14 protein-coding genes are annotated in these 12,926 nt (G+C 42.7%); 8 read left to right on the top strand and 6 right to left on the bottom strand.

Annotated features, from left to right (window positions below; genetic code table 11):
* Positions 1-13 precede the first annotated feature (13 nt).
* From F9K33_14140 to F9K33_14130, 3 genes are all read left to right on the top strand, one after another.
* Complete coding sequence (locus tag F9K33_14140; GenBank protein ID KAB2878180.1) at positions 14-451, top strand: ATPase; 438 nt, start codon at positions 14-16, stop codon at positions 449-451.
* 22 nt (positions 452-473) lie between these two features.
* A complete protein-coding gene (locus F9K33_14135; protein KAB2878179.1) occupies positions 474-851 on the top strand; it encodes a DUF2200 domain-containing protein in 378 nt (125 codons plus the stop codon).
* Positions 852-1,047: 196 nt separating this feature from the next.
* A complete protein-coding gene (locus F9K33_14130; protein KAB2878178.1) occupies positions 1,048-1,698 on the top strand; it encodes a DUF998 domain-containing protein in 651 nt (216 codons plus the stop codon).
* A gap of 320 nt (positions 1,699-2,018) precedes the next feature.
* Here F9K33_14130 and F9K33_14125 read toward each other — a convergent pair whose 3' ends face one another.
* Together F9K33_14125 and F9K33_14120 are read right to left on the bottom strand one after the other, a co-directional pair.
* Positions 2,019-3,203, bottom strand: a complete 1,185-nt coding sequence (locus tag F9K33_14125) for an MFS transporter (GenBank protein ID KAB2878177.1) — start codon at positions 3,201-3,203, stop codon at positions 2,019-2,021.
* Positions 3,204-3,251: 48 nt separating this feature from the next.
* Entirely contained in the window at positions 3,252-3,842 is a 591-nt protein-coding gene (locus tag F9K33_14120) for a glycerol acyltransferase (GenBank protein KAB2878176.1), read from the bottom strand.
* 237 nt (positions 3,843-4,079) lie between these two features.
* Here F9K33_14120 and F9K33_14115 point away from each other — a divergent pair, with 237 nt between their 5' ends.
* Positions 4,080-4,826, top strand: coding sequence for an LOG family protein (locus F9K33_14115; GenBank protein KAB2878197.1), 747 nt, complete (start codon positions 4,080-4,082; stop codon positions 4,824-4,826).
* 144 nt (positions 4,827-4,970) lie between these two features.
* On the opposite strand, the gene F9K33_14110 is transcribed toward F9K33_14115, so the two are convergent.
* Positions 4,971-5,576: an HAD family phosphatase gene (locus F9K33_14110; protein KAB2878175.1), complete on the bottom strand. Its 606-nt coding sequence runs from the start codon at positions 5,574-5,576 to the stop codon at positions 4,971-4,973.
* A gap of 204 nt (positions 5,577-5,780) precedes the next feature.
* Here F9K33_14110 and F9K33_14105 point away from each other — a divergent pair, with 204 nt between their 5' ends.
* Positions 5,781-7,166 carry a hypothetical protein gene (locus F9K33_14105; GenBank protein KAB2878174.1) on the top strand — a complete coding sequence of 462 codons (1,386 nt, stop codon included), beginning with the start codon at positions 5,781-5,783 and terminating at the stop codon, positions 7,164-7,166.
* Here F9K33_14105 and F9K33_14100 read toward each other — a convergent pair.
* Positions 7,163-7,837: a fumarylacetoacetate hydrolase family protein gene (locus tag F9K33_14100; protein KAB2878173.1), complete on the bottom strand. Its 675-nt coding sequence runs from the start codon at positions 7,835-7,837 to the stop codon at positions 7,163-7,165. The two genes, F9K33_14105 and F9K33_14100, sit on opposite strands and share 4 nt — an antisense overlap.
* A 97-nt stretch (positions 7,838-7,934) precedes the next feature.
* The gene (locus F9K33_14095) at positions 7,935-8,828 is read right to left on the bottom strand and encodes a VOC family protein (protein KAB2878172.1); all 894 of its coding nucleotides are present in this window, start codon (positions 8,826-8,828) and stop codon (positions 7,935-7,937) included.
* A 136-nt stretch (positions 8,829-8,964) separates the two neighbouring features.
* Here F9K33_14095 and F9K33_14090 point away from each other — a divergent pair, with 136 nt between their 5' ends.
* From F9K33_14090 to F9K33_14080, 3 genes are read left to right on the top strand one after another with little or no spacing between them, the layout of a single operon-like run.
* Positions 8,965-9,477, top strand: a complete 513-nt coding sequence (locus tag F9K33_14090; protein KAB2878171.1) for a peptide deformylase — start codon at positions 8,965-8,967, stop codon at positions 9,475-9,477.
* Positions 9,474-11,156 carry a M1 family metallopeptidase gene (locus F9K33_14085; GenBank protein KAB2878170.1) on the top strand — a complete coding sequence of 561 codons (1,683 nt, stop codon included), beginning with the start codon at positions 9,474-9,476 and terminating at the stop codon, positions 11,154-11,156. The genes F9K33_14090 and F9K33_14085 overlap by 4 nt, the downstream gene beginning before the upstream one ends.
* A gap of 27 nt (positions 11,157-11,183) precedes the next feature.
* The gene (locus F9K33_14080; GenBank protein KAB2878169.1) at positions 11,184-12,170 is read left to right on the top strand and encodes a DUF1028 domain-containing protein; all 987 of its coding nucleotides are present in this window, start codon (positions 11,184-11,186) and stop codon (positions 12,168-12,170) included.
* On the opposite strand, the gene F9K33_14075 is transcribed toward F9K33_14080, so the two are convergent.
* Positions 12,171-12,671, bottom strand: coding sequence for a hypothetical protein (locus F9K33_14075; protein KAB2878168.1), 501 nt, complete (start codon positions 12,669-12,671; stop codon positions 12,171-12,173).
* Between the last annotated feature and the right edge of the window lie 255 nt (positions 12,672-12,926).

Here is a 12,926-nt window from a genome sequence, read left to right as displayed (position 1 = left end):
AAAAGGAATTATTATGAAACTTGAATCTAACGCAACTATACAAATTCAAAAACCAATTGAGGAAGTTTTTGAAGGGATTGTTAATCCAGACAAAATGACCAAGTATTTTATTTCTGAAAGTAGCGGGCGACTAGAAACAGGAAAAGAAGTGATATGGAAATTTCCTGAATTTGAAGATAAGTTCCCTATTAAAGAAATTAAAATTGAAAATACTAGTGCAATTTCCTTTGTTTGGGACCCGGAAACTATTGTGAAAATCACATTAGAAAAATTGCCGGATGATAGTACCATAGTAAGAGTAAACGAAAATGGAAAGGAACTTAATGAAGCGAATCTGAAATGGGCTTTAGAAAATTCGGGAGGATGGGCAAACTTTCTTGCTTGTATGAAAGCCTATTTAGAGTATGGAATACAACTGCGAAAAGGCGCATTTGACTTTATGAGAAAGTAATAAACAATAAAATAGTATCAAAATGAAAGTGACAGCTGAAAAAAACGAACAAGTTGCAAAAATGATCTTCGCATCTGTCTATCCTCATTATGTGACCAAGGTAGAAAAGAAAGGTAGAACAAAAGAAGAACTTCACAGAGTTATAGAATGGCTAACTGGTTTTGATGAAAAGAGTTTGCAAGGACTTATTCAGGAGAAGGCAACCTTTGAATCATTTTTTCAAAAAGCAAAAATACACCCCAATGCACACCTGATTAAAGGAGTTATTTGTGGCTATCGAATTGAAGAAATTGAGGATGAATTTGAAATTTATAGACTGGTTAGATATTTAGATAAGTTGGTTGATGAATTAGCAAAAGGTCGTAAAATGGAGAAAATTTTACGAGAGGAAAAGAAATAAAACTGGTGATAACACATGGTATAGTGCATGCGGGTTTCAGCGGTTTGCGAGCGTTTGTGGCTCGTAAAAAAAGTCGGAGTAAACTGATAGGAATCGCCTCATAATCCCGCACGACACCATACCATCGACCGTTATATGCAAGCATAGCGAAGACAACACCAAAATAATAACTACTGACATAGAGCGGGATATAATTATGAATGGAAACACAGTTTTTTGGATAGGAATACTAGGAGTGACTTTATTTTCTGTCGCTTCGGTTATTGGTGGTTTTCAGTTTGACGACTACAATCCTCTTTCACAATATATTAGTGAGACATATGCTATTGACACACCTTATGGAAAGGCTTTAAGATATTTTGGTTATATTCCTAGTGGACTACTATTAACAATATTCGCTTTTCTTGGACTCAGAGAATTTCCTAAATCTAACTTAATAAAAATTGGTTTTTGGGGGCTCGGGATATTTTACGGACTTGCAACAATCATTGTTGGAATATTTCCTTGTGATAAAGGATGCAATAAAGAATTAATAGACCCAAGCATATCCCAATTAATACATAATTTGACAGGCTTGTTGACTTACATTTTTGTTCCGCTTAGCATAATAGCCATTGGTATTGGTCTGCGTCAATTGAAGACACATTTCGGTTTATCAAAAATTGCAGTTTTCTGCGGACTAAATTGTATTTTATTTATTGGAATATTGTTATCTAACCCATTGACAGAATATGCAGGGCTGTATCAACGTATTATTGAAGGGACATTTATTATTTGGATTATTGCTTGTTCATTTTTCATAAAGAACAGTAATCCATTAGACCTTAAAAAAATCCGAAATGAATAGAACGACAGCAGGTAACAGCCGTTTTGCAAAAGCGGGGGCTTCGTGCTTCTAAGTATTTAGTTCAATATTTTTGGCGCTAGTAGCAACTCCGGGTATTGTTGGAGAGAGGTCATTTACTATTTGGCTTCTTGCAAAAAGTGGTAAAGAAAAAAGTTAAATTATTGTCTGATTTATAAAAGCAAGGGCAATGCAATTTAAAGATTGATCGTCAAAAGCGGGTGATGTTAAATATCAAACATTAATTTTTATAACAGCCGTTGTGGCAAATTGTCCGTTCGTGCTCCTTAACAGCCACTTCTTTAAACCCTGAAACGTTACCGTCACTCTCTCAATTGCCTCATCATCAAAGTTGACAAAATCCCGATCCCGAACATCGCCGCCCACAAAACCTGCGCATTAAAATGTTCATACAAATGCAAACCGAGCCAGGGGCCGATGATAAACGCCAGCCCGAACATCATTTGATATAATCCCATATATTCCCCGCGGCGCGAGGCCGGCGCGATATGGCCCATGTAGGCCGCAGCGGTCGGAAGAACGATCATTTCGCCGAACGTCCAGATGACAACGGTTACCGCTACGGCCGGCATCCCGTTGGCAAATGCCATCGCGCCAAACCCGGCGGCGATCAAAAAAGTTCCCAACGTCAGCGCACGCCGATAAGGCCAATGCGCCATCGCTATATTCATCGCTACTTCGATTAAAATGATCAAGCCGGTATTGATTGTAAAAAGTATCCCGTAGGCTGACTCCGGCAATAAAAGATCATTGACCAAAAATAAGGACATGGAAGAAGCGTGCTGAAAAAACACAATAACGACCGGAAGCATCGCCGCAAGAAAGAAAATCAGTTTCAGATCTTTGAAGGAGTTGAGTTTTGGCGTTGGTGGACTTTTTAAATCAATTTTATCCGAAACGTCCGTATGATGTTCCTGAACACGCCACGGCAGTATGAGAAAAACTATGCCGGAAACCAGCGTAGTAAGACCGTTAACAATAAATAGCAATGGATAGGAAACTAAAACCAAAAACCCGCCGATGGCCGGGCCGAAACTCATACCGATATTGATCGCAAGCCGTTGTAAAGCGTACGCTGCTTTTCTTTGTTCAGGTAAACTCAAATCCATGATCACCGCTAAACTCGATGGACGATACGCTTCGCTGACCACCGCCCAGATCAACGTTACAATCAGTACAATAAAAAAATCCGAAGCGAGCGGAAAAGCCAACAGCACTGCGCCGGTCATAAACAAAGATAACAACATCAGCCGCCGATGTCCGACAAGGTCCGATAATTTACCTGCAAACGGCGCCGTGACCAAAGCGCCAACCCCGTATCCTACATAAATATAACTCGCCTGCGCCGAAGAAAAATTAAGACTACGCGTCAAATACAAAACAAGAAACGGAAGGGCCATCATGCCCATTCGGTTGATCAGTGTTGTGGCAAAAACGATCCACAATTCACGTGGCAATTGCCCAAGCCCGCGCCAGGGGTTTAACAATGTGGTTCCTGTTATTTAATGAAAATAATACTCAAAGCGGCATAATAATCAAGCTTGCCAGGATTTACGGTACTTCCCGGTAAACGGCTTATAATAATTCTGCATGGATTCAATATCTTTGTCCATATCACCGGTAGGATAAAAAAGAGGGCCAATACCCAGAACCTTACGCTCAAAATCAAAATAGGCCATCAAAATCGGGACACTTGCGCCTGTTGCAATATGATAAAATCCGGAACGCCATTTCGGCATGTCTTTTCGGGTGCCTTCGGGCGAGAGGCCGAGAATAAATTGCGGTCCGTCCTTGAACATCTGCACAATTTGTTCAACAACGCCATGCGCTTTGGAGCGGTCTACCGGTCGTCCGCCCAGCCACTGCCAAACATATCTCACCGGCCAAGTAAATATCGTATTTTTGCCCAGCCAGTGAACGCGGATATTCATCGCCATCAATGCGGACATCCCTAATATAAAATCCCAATTGGTCGTATGAGGAGCCGCAATGGCTAAGAACTTCGGCAGATTAGGAATTTCACCTTCCATCCGCCACCCCATGACCCTGAGAATTGTTTTCCCCAATAATTCGGAAAGTTTATTGCCGCGCTTGGGAACCTTATCGCCGAGTATCGGTATATTCATGAAAAGCCTTTTGAGATTCCCTCGTTGTACCTGTTTATGTAAAGCAGATAAGGATTGACAAACAGAGAGGGTTTGTTTAGATTTTTTTTACCTTCAAAAACTATTCAAAGAAATGATTTTTGTCAACCCTTATTATTAAACCAACCGTAAGGAACGGCATTGAAAAAAAATACAATTCCACTCAGAGCTTATGAGAACTTAGAATTTTTGCACAGTCCGGAAGGCCGTGTCATTCGTATGTTATCTGAATTTTACGAACCTCAGAAACGATTCAGAAAACTCAATGTACGCGACACGATCGTTTTTTTCGGTTCTGCACGCACGCCGTCACCGGAAGCTGCAAGAAAAGCGTTTACTGCGATTCGGAAGAACATAGCGGGCAGGAAAAACCCTCCAAAAAAACTAATGGAGCAATTCGACGAAGCCAAGATGAAGCTGGATATGTCAAAATATTACGAAGACGCCGTTCAGTTGGCCTACTTGCTGACGCAGTGGTCAAAGTCCTTGCACGACGGAAAACATTTCCTGATCTGTTCCGGCGGCGGGCCGGGTATGATGGAAGCCGCCAATCGAGGTGCGAAAAAAGCCGGCGGCCCTTCGCTCGGGCTCAATATTGCATTGCCATTTGAACAGGTCCCCAATCCTTACATTACGCCGGAACTCAATTTTGAATTCCATTATTTTTTCATGCGCAAATTCTGGTTTGCCTACCTCGCCAAAGCGCTGGTGATATTTCCAGGAGGATTCGGCACGCTGGATGAACTGTTTGAAATACTTGCCTTGGTTCAAACAAAGAAGATCGCCAAACCGCTTTCTATTTTGATTTACGGAACGGAATATTGGAAAGAAGTGTTAAACTTTGACTCAATGGTACGCCACCATATGATCGACAAGAAGGATCTGAAATTATTTACGTTCGCCGATACGCCGGAGTCAGCTTTTGAATTTTTGAAAAAAGGGCTAACGAAAAATTATCTGAAATAATTTTAAATAAGAGACTTGCAGATCTTGCTTCGGAAAACGAAACAACATCCGGCGTAACGGATTTCGATATTTACCGCACTTTGAAAAAGAAACATCTAAAAAACCTATTCAAGTCATAAATTCCGATCCTCGAAACAGACGGCATTATGTGACTTTTACATCAAATTTCTTCAGTTCCAGTTCAAGGTCTTTCTCTGGTGAAAGATGAATCACCTGCATGCCAAGTTCTCTAGCTGCGAGCACGTTCTGATTAAGATCATCAATAAATAGACTTTCCTTTGCCGTGACGGAAAGAGCGGTCAGCGCTGAGCGAAAAATTTCTTTCTGCGGCTTCATACATCCTTCAATATAGGAATAAGTGGGATGAGGGAACCATCCGAGAAAACCGAATTGTTTCTCAATCCAATGCACGTGCGCTTCATTGGTATTCGAGATCAGGCCAACGGGATATGTTTTCCTAATTTTGTCCAAGACGGCCACGTTTTTTTTATTAAGTGTGAATATGTCCGACCATAAACCATGAAGTTCTTCGGAGGTTAATTTAAACCCGATTTCTTTTTTTAGCGTCTCAAAAAAAAAGGCAGTCGTAATTATTCCGCATTCATATTTACGGGCGAGCTTACTTCCGGCGCATATGTGATAAACCTCCTCAGGCGATCGAGTCGAATGATCCGCAATCCTTATGGCGGAAGTCTTCCAGTCGAAATTAACCAAAACGTTTCCCAGGTCATAAAATATTGTTTTAATCATGATTTAATACAGAATGATTAGTTTTGTGTGTCAAATATATTAACGGCGGTAGAACAATCCAAATAGTTTCATCTTGACGGTTCATCAAAATTTAATCCTTCAAAATATGACCCATATCCCTAAAATCTCCTTGCATTTATCTGCCATTTTGCCTAAAATCCATTCAATTCCCGTGATTTCTAAAAAAATTCAGGAGGTTCGCTCATGCGGCAGTTTATTCATATTTGGAAATTGAATCTAGCGGTTACTGCAATCTGCATGGCGTTATTACATCTTCCTCTGTATGCACAAGAACCCGCTGTAACTTCGCAGGATACGGCTGTAATACCCCCGGCTCTTCAACTGGATTCCACGCAAACCTTAAGCGAGAAATTGAAGCAACTATTTACTGAATTGGACGCGGATAAAACCAATGCATCCCTTCAATATGAGATAGCGAAAGAATATCTCGCGCTTGGCCGGAAGAAATTTGCTTTGAAATATATGGAAGAATCTCTAAAAAACGATCCGACCAATATGGATGTTATGTATGCCAAAGGCGACCTATTGCTGGCATTGGACAAGAAAAAATCCGGATACGAAGCGTTTCTTACCGTATTGCGCGATTTTCAAGGCCAGGCTTTTCTTGAACGTATAGCTTCCCGTTTTTCAAGCCCATACAAAATTACACAGCTTACCAATAACAAGTTCAATGACATCATGCCGGCATTTTCGCCTGACGGCAATACGGTTGTTTTCCAGTCCGACCGAAATGGCAATTGGGACATTTATTCCATGAATATCGCCCAGGGAGAAACCTCAATAAAACGATTGACGGATGACGCTGAGTCGGATGAGAATGCGTCGTTTTCACCTGACGGACGATTTATAGTTTTTACATCAACCCGCGACGACCGCAGTACCAAGAAATACAAACCGCGTGAAATTTACTATATGGATCGAAATGGAAAAAGCGTAAAAAGGGTCACGAGCAGTTACGGAAGTGATAATTGGAGCCCGTCGTTTATTGATACGGTGACCATTATGTTTGCCAGCGACCGAAGCGATTTTTCAAGCAATCCATTCTGGACTAAATCTTCTTCCGTTTTCACCATCGAAAAGACCGGCACGTTTTTATTTAAAGTTTACGGCGATGAAACCTCCGCATTGACCGATCCTTCAACAAAGCCTGGAATCGAAAACCATATCCTGTATGCTGAAAAGAAAAGCGATAATAATTATGAAATTTTTATGGGCAGCCTGGACGGTAAAGACAAACCGACAAACCTGACCAATTCGAAAGGGAATGATCTGCAGCCGTCTGTTTCAAGGAACGATCTGTTTATTACGTTTGCGTCCAATCGTGACGGCGGAAATTATGAGATTTACAAGATGCAGACCGACGGTAAAGATCAAACGCGTATCACGTATGACGATGGAGATGATATTTTTCCGCGATTTTCACTAGATGGAAATAAAATTATATTCTCATCCAACCGGAATGGCAATTTTCAGATATTCATGGCGTCTACCGAGGAACAGTCGCAAACTACCGTTAATACCGTGATCCCGATCTTGGAAAAGAAAATCGCTTCTTCTTCCGATAATTAAATCTTTTTCACTGACACGGTTACTTCGGCATATTCTCCTAAAACAGCTCTTAAATAATCGCCCGTCTGCACAGGGCCAACTCCCTTCGGCGTTCCTGTAAAAATCACATCCCCCCGGCATAATGTAAAAAATTTGGATAAGTAGACAATAATGTCACTGACCGTAAAGATCATATCAGAAGTACGTCCTTCTTGCCGAAGCGCATCATTGATAAAAAGTTTTAGCGGAAGATCATTCACCTGATTTACTTCGTTCTTACCGGCAATCTCCGAAATAACTGCCGACGTATCAAACCCTTTTGCGATCGTCCACGGCCGTCCCTTTTTCTTCGCTTCAGCCTGTAAATCCCTAAGAGTCATGTCCAATCCGATTCCATAGCCTAATATATGGCTGTCCGCATCGGCGGCTTTGATGTTTTTTCCGTCTTTACCGATCACAACAATGAGTTCTACTTCATGATGCAGTTCACTTTGTACATCCGGAAAAATAATATTTTCACCGTCATGAACAATTGCCGATGGAGGCTTCATAAATATAACGGGCTCTTTCGGAAGTTCCGCAGATTTTCCAGGATTCATTTCAGCAATATGATCGGAATAATTAGCGCCGACGCAAAGAATTTTTGAAACGGCTATTTTTTCACCTGATTTCTTGATGCGGATGTATGACATGTCAACTCCAACGTTATTTATTTTGTTAGAAGCAGAAGTGTAATTTATTTAATTTTTATAATCGTCAACGTTTTCTTCACCCTATTATTAACATATTTCACTCAAAAATCAATTCAATCGGATTGTGATCAAGGTCATGCGTAAAATAAGATTTTCCCTTTTGACTAATTTCGATGCGATTCGAGGAAAATTGACTCAATAAAAGGTCTTTGTCCGGCGAGTCCGGAATATGGATTGCGAATCCGGCTAATCCAAGGAAATCTTTACCCGGCCGGACAGCGCCTTCTCCGGACCAGATATTGGCGCCGATATGATGATGATAACCTCCGGCAGAGAGAAATAGCGCGCCCGGATAAGAATCCTGTGTAATATCCATGCCGAGGATTCCGTGATAAAATTTTTCAGCGCGAGACAACTCCGACACTTGCAGATGAATATGGCCTATGTCTGTTTCCGGATGAAGATCCTTTATTGCGCTGCTGTCATTTTTTATTTCATTCATAAGATCATTTACATCCAGCGGATCGGTCGTCATGTGCAGGCGGCCTTGACGTTTCGGCCATAGATCCATCGGTCTGTCCACATATATTTCTACTCCGTTTCCTTCCGGATCGGCCATATATAACGCTTCGCTGACACCGTGATCGGCAAAACCTTGAAATGGATAACGACGTTCGTGTATCTTAAAAAACATACGAGCCAATTCAATCCTGTTCGGCACACGAATCGCTAAATGAAAAAGCCCCGTTGTATGCGGTCGACGCGGCTTCGCATGGCGGTTTTCTGTCAGTAAAATATGATGCGGCGTGTGGCCGTTCGCAGATAGCCCAATCACTCCATCGTCATTCCGGTTCTCACAAAAACCAAGCAGATCCCTGTAAAATGCTGACACCTTTTCGGCGTCCGAAACCGTAAGGTGCACGTAACCTATGCGGGTCGCGTCCGGTAATATATATTCTTTCATAAGGTTCGTTTTTCGTTTATCTACCATGAGCGGTAATATGCTATATTAAACTAATCTCACCTTTTGACAATTGCAAATTCGAAAAGAAATTGAGTTGATTCATGACGGTATAGAGTTTATATTTTTGCAGAGTCATTACACCTACCACAAAACATATCGGTTTATGCCCGTCATAGAGATTCTGCTCCTTGGACATCCGAAGTTGTATGAAACGTGCCTTGCCGTTCGTAAGGAGGAAATATCCTCCTTAGCACCTGTAATTGAAGATATGCATGACACGCTGATGGATTTTCGTTCGCGTTATAAAGCAGGCCGGGCCATGGCCGCGCCGCAAATCGGCGTGATGAAACGGCTTGTGTACATGCACATCGATCGTCCGGTCGTTTTTATTAACCCTGTAATTGACCTTAAAAGCCCGGAGATGTTTGAACTCTGGGACGATTGCATGAGTTTTCCTGATTTATTGGTTAAAGTAAAACGCCATTCCAACTGCCGCATCCGTTATAAAAATACCGATTGGCAGGATCAGGAAATAATGCTCAATAATGCGTTGTCCGAATTGCTTCAACATGAAGTTGACCATCTGGATGGTATACTCGCCGTTTCACGTGCCATAGACGCTACATCTTTTATGCTGCGAAGTCAAAAAAAATATATTAACGAGGAAATTCTATGAACATTAAAATAATTTCTCTGCTTTTTCTTATTATCATTTATTCTGTTGAGGCTCAAGCCCAGCGGAACTTAGGCGCGAAGCCAACCGATACGGGTGGGATACTCATGGCGGAACAAGCCTGTTATGATGTAAAATGGTATGATTTGAACATTGAAGTAAATCCGCAGCAGCGGTCGATTTATGGGATTTTAACTTTGAATGCCGTTATCGTTCAACCGGTTGAGTTTATTGTGCTCGATCTCGACACGTTATTGTCCATTGATTCTGTTTTTATTAATAACTCCCAGAACGAACTCCAAATCCTCAAATTTGAGCAACGCGGCTGGAAGGTTTGGATCTCATTGGGAACGATGCACCAACCGGGCGCCAATGTCACTTTATCCGTCGCGTATGGCGGAAAACCCAGAACGGCCTTGCGGCCCCCTTGGGTTGGTGGGTTTGTTTGGTCTTCAACTGCCGATGGACAACCGTGGATCGGCGTGGCTTGTCAAAACGATGGCGCAGATATCTGGTGGCCATGTAAAGATCATCCCTCTGACGAACCCGATTCCGTACGAATTCACGTGACAATCCCCAAATCACTTGTTTGTGCCTCCAACGGCCGATTGCGCGCTATTACACAAAACACAAACGAAACGCATACGTACCATTGGTTTGTATCAACGCCTATTAATAATTACGGTATTTCAATTAACATTGCACCCTATAAGACGATAGAAGAAAATTATAAAAGCATTACGGGCGAAATTATTCCTGTAACCTATTGGGTTCTGCCGGAAAATGTCGAGAAAGGCCAAACACTCTTTACACAAATACTTGAACACCTCCGTTTCCATGAAGAGCTTCTCGGGCCTTATCCGTTCAGGGCAGATAAGTACGGCGTTGTGGAAACTCCTTATCTTGGGATGGAACATCAAACCATTATCGCATACGGAAATAATTACAAGAACAACGATTGGGGTTTTGATTTTCTGCATCATCACGAACTTTCTCACGAGTGGTGGGGCAATTTGGTAACCGCAGCTGACTGGACGGATATCTGGATTCACGAAGGGTTTGGCGCTTATATGCAGCAACTCTATGTAGAGAAACTTCACGGCGCCAAAGCCTATCATCAATCGATGGCCGTATCGCGAACGAAAATTCGTAATGCAAAACCCGTCGCAGAACGGCGCCCACGCAGCCTCGCCGAAAGTTATCTTGTAGCGCCGGATTATATTGAAAGTGACGGCGATAATTATAATAAGGGCACGTGGATATTACAAACGATGCGATACCTGATCGGCGATAAGGATTTTTTTACATCGCTGCGCCGAATGACCTATCCGGATCCTGCTTCCGAAAAAGTCATTGACGGGCGTCAGTGCCGTTTCGTCACTACCGACGACTATCTTGCAACCGTCAAATCCATTACGAAAAAAGATCTTGCCTGGTTCTTCGAAGTCTATCTTCGACAACCGGTACTTCCGAAATTGGTTTCAAAAATCGAAGGAACGAAACTCCATCTGCGATGGGAAACGCCGAACGGCCTCTATTTTCCAATGCCTGTTACCGTGCAGTTTGGAAAAGATATCAGGCGCATTGACATGTCACGCGGTTATGCGGATATTGTTATTGCAAAAAACACACAGCCCGTTATTAATCCAGACCAATGGATCTTAATGGATGTATCAAAATAATTATTCATTTAACCCGGAGAATAACTCATGAAAAAATTTGTATTGTTGCTCGTTTCAGCCATCCTCTCTATTCAGAATTTGTCGGCTCAAATCGATCCGGATAATCGCCTGGTTCATACTTTCTCCATCGTCGCCCGGGATACGGTTACCGGTGAAATGGGCGTAGCCGTTCAGTCTAATTGGTTTTCCGTCGGTTCGCTCGTTTCCTGGGCCGAGGCAGGCGTGGGAGCGATCGCAACTCAATCATTTGTCAATGTTTCGTTCGGGCCTAGCGGATTGGAGTTATTACGATCCGGTAAAACTGCGCAGGAAGTTCTGAAGGAACTCATCGATGCCGATGACGGACGCGACGTGCGGCAATTAGCCATCGTTGACGCGAAAGGAAATGTAGCTGCGCACACCGGAAAAAAATGCATCCCTGCGGCAGGTCATTACGTCGGAGATAACTTTTCCGTTGAAGCCAATCTGATGCTCAACGATAAGGTTTGGCCGGCCATGGCAAAGGCATTTCAGGAATCTACAGGTCCGCTGGCTGAAAGAATGGTAACGGCACTGGAAGCGGCGCAATCGGTTGGCGGAGACATTCGCGGAAAACAATCTGCGGCTATTTTAGTTGTTCGCGCAGAACCTACCGGGAAGATCTGGGAAGACCGGGTCATCGATCTGCGTATCGAAGATCATGCGGAACCCATCAAAGAGATACGCCGATTGCTCAGACTTTACCGCGCATATGAATTTATGAACAAAGGCGACTACGCCGTAGAAAAAAATGACATGAAAAGCGCAATGGAACTTTATGGCAACGCGGAGAAAATGTTCCCTGAAAATGTTGAAATGAAATACTGGCATGCCGTCGCGCTCGCCAATAACGGCATGGTCAAAGAGTCGCTTCCCATCTTTAAAGAAGTATTCAAAGCCAACTCAAATTGGCGAATTCTGACTGAAAGGCTTCCCGGCGTGGGACAACTTACGGTGAGTAAGGAGGATTTGGAGAAGATATTGAAGCAGGAGTAATTACTCCCCCGACTTCCGAATTCCTTCAATGATCTGTTTGGCAATACGTATATTCTTATCGTCGGTTTTCATGTCGTGCCAGAACAGTATATAGGCGGAAAAATTGGCGTCGCTGACGGGATCGATAAATCCAAGCACGACGAAGATTATATCGTAGCCTTCCTGTTTTCCCGCGCCGATGATCTCATATCCCTCAAACCCGTCCAGGTCTACTCTGTCGCGGATAGTGACCGAGGCGTCGTCGGCATCCAGCTGTTCAAGCGCTTTCGCGGCTACTTGCTCCAAACTCAACGTCGAATCTCGCCACGGCTGTATCGCAAAACTGAATCCGTCGCCCTCTGCGACAAAAAAATCCGGCGAGCTCTCCTTGGTCTTAAAATTTTCCGGCAGCATAAAATCCATCCCGTACACAGGCCATGTCATTTCTTTCCACCCGATTTGACCGTATAACGCATTTGATAACAACGCCCATCCAAAGAACAGGATTGTTTTTTTTATCATAAAATAGTCCTTATTTTTAGTTTATTTTGCCGCACGTGCATAAACCTTTAGAAAATGTGCTTATCCGCTTTACTCACAGACGTCATGGTGAGCGGAGTCGAACCATGACAAAATATAGTAAATCAGCTTTCGACTTCGCTGGTATGTAAAGAGTCAAGAGTTTTGATAAGTTTTAATTCATAAAGTTTGTTCTTTGACAACACACTAATAACAAGATCAACACGCTGGTATTAACAGTCCACGATCAGATCGTGG

It is taken from the genome of bacterium (genome assembly GCA_008933615.1).
GTDB lineage: Bacteria > CLD3 > CLD3 > SB21 > SB21 > SB21.
Note: the sequence above shows the minus strand (reverse complement) of the source record. Positions and strands in the feature narration are given on the sequence as shown.

Bases quoted from the DNA above. Each gene is read 5' to 3' on its own strand.
- F9K33_14140 (KAB2878180.1), top strand. From the start codon at position 14: ATGAAACTTGAATCTAACGCAACTATACAAATTCAAAAACCAATTGAG.
- F9K33_14135 (KAB2878179.1), top strand. From the start codon at position 474: ATGAAAGTGACAGCTGAAAAAAACGAACAAGTTGCAAAAATGATCTTC.
- F9K33_14130 (KAB2878178.1), top strand. From the start codon at position 1,048: ATGAATGGAAACACAGTTTTTTGGATAGGAATACTAGGAGTGACTTTA.
- F9K33_14120 (KAB2878176.1), bottom strand. From the start codon at position 3,842: ATGAATATACCGATACTCGGCGATAAGGTTCCCAAGCGCGGCAATAAA.
- F9K33_14115 (KAB2878197.1), top strand. From the start codon at position 4,080: ATGTTATCTGAATTTTACGAACCTCAGAAACGATTCAGAAAACTCAAT.
- F9K33_14110 (KAB2878175.1), bottom strand. From the start codon at position 5,576: ATGATTAAAACAATATTTTATGACCTGGGAAACGTTTTGGTTAATTTC.
- F9K33_14105 (KAB2878174.1), top strand. From the start codon at position 5,781: ATGCGGCAGTTTATTCATATTTGGAAATTGAATCTAGCGGTTACTGCA.
- F9K33_14100 (KAB2878173.1), bottom strand. From the start codon at position 7,837: ATGTCATACATCCGCATCAAGAAATCAGGTGAAAAAATAGCCGTTTCA.
- F9K33_14095 (KAB2878172.1), bottom strand. From the start codon at position 8,828: ATGGTAGATAAACGAAAAACGAACCTTATGAAAGAATATATATTACCG.
- F9K33_14090 (KAB2878171.1), top strand. From the start codon at position 8,965: ATGCCCGTCATAGAGATTCTGCTCCTTGGACATCCGAAGTTGTATGAA.
- F9K33_14085 (KAB2878170.1), top strand. From the start codon at position 9,474: ATGAACATTAAAATAATTTCTCTGCTTTTTCTTATTATCATTTATTCT.
- F9K33_14080 (KAB2878169.1), top strand. From the start codon at position 11,184: ATGAAAAAATTTGTATTGTTGCTCGTTTCAGCCATCCTCTCTATTCAG.
- F9K33_14075 (KAB2878168.1), bottom strand. From the start codon at position 12,671: ATGATAAAAAAAACAATCCTGTTCTTTGGATGGGCGTTGTTATCAAAT.